Annotated in this window: 1 protein-coding gene; it reads left to right on the top strand. The window is 43.4% G+C overall.

Annotated features, from left to right (window positions below):
- The first annotated feature begins 61 nt into the window (after positions 1-61).
- On the top strand, positions 62-1,066 hold the full coding sequence (locus tag P20652_RS04570; protein ID WP_008170933.1) for an IS30 family transposase: 1,005 nt from the start codon (positions 62-64) through the stop codon (positions 1,064-1,066).
- Positions 1,067-1,095: the final 29 nt, after the last annotated feature.

Below are 1,095 nucleotides of genomic sequence, written 5' to 3'. Positions count from 1 at the left end.
CCTAGATTCAAATTGTAAGTGCATAACTTGTTTTGGCTAGATTAAGTGGTCAGTTGCTCATATGCTAACTGCTTTTTCTCCGGCAAGAGATTTTACAATGAGACATTACAAACAACTGACCTATGCGCAAAGATGCCAGATCGCCGTTCTAAAGAAAAGTGGTTTTACGCAACAAAGTATTGCTGAGCTAACTAATTTATCGCAATCTACGATTTCAAGAGAGCTTTCTAGAAATACAGGTAAGCGAGGTTACAGACACAAACAAGCTCATGAGCGGGCTTTGTTTCGCCGAAGAAGTGTAAGAAAACCGCTTAAGATGACACCTGAAATGATGGCTTTAATTACCCAGAAGCTTAATGAGAAGTGGAGTCCTGAACAAATAACGGGATGGTTGCGCAAAGAAAGTGAACGGTCTGTCAGCCATGAATGCATTTATCTGTATATCTGGGAAGATAAAAAAGCAGGTGGTGAGTTATACCTACATCTGCGCCGACACGGTAAGAAATATCACAAGCGCAGTCATGGTAATACAAACCGAGGGCAAATAAAAAATCGCGTTAGCATTGAAGAACGTCCACAAATAGTTGATGAGAAAGGTCGTATCGGAGATTGGGAAATAGATACCGTCATAGGTAAAGGTCATCGAGGCGCCCTTGTTACCATTGTAGAGCGGGTCACCCAATTCACTGTATCAACTCAGGTGGCAGGCAAAACAGCACAAGCCGTCACTGCGGCGACGATAGAACTATTAAGGCCATATATGTCAGCGCTTCATAGCATCACGGCTGACAATGGAAAAGAGTTCGCTTATCACGAGCAAATCACAGAGGCTTTAAGTGTTCCTGTTTATTTTGCTCATCCTTATCACTCATGGGAGCGCGGATTGAATGAAAACACGAATGGATTACTACGCCAGTATTGGCCGAAGAGCACAGATTTTAAGGCGGTAACACCAGCGCAAGTTATACCCGTACTTGAGCAACTTAATAATCGTCCGCGGAAGACACTTGGATTTGAAACGCCTGCAAAATTGATGCAGGATCACTTGGCGGCTAAAGCCGCCTAAATGTTATGCACTTCAGATTTGAATCCGCG

Source organism: Pseudoalteromonas sp. BSi20652 (assembly GCF_000239855.1).
GTDB lineage: Bacteria > Pseudomonadota > Gammaproteobacteria > Enterobacterales > Alteromonadaceae > Pseudoalteromonas.
This window is presented reverse-complemented; position numbering and strand designations above follow the sequence as displayed.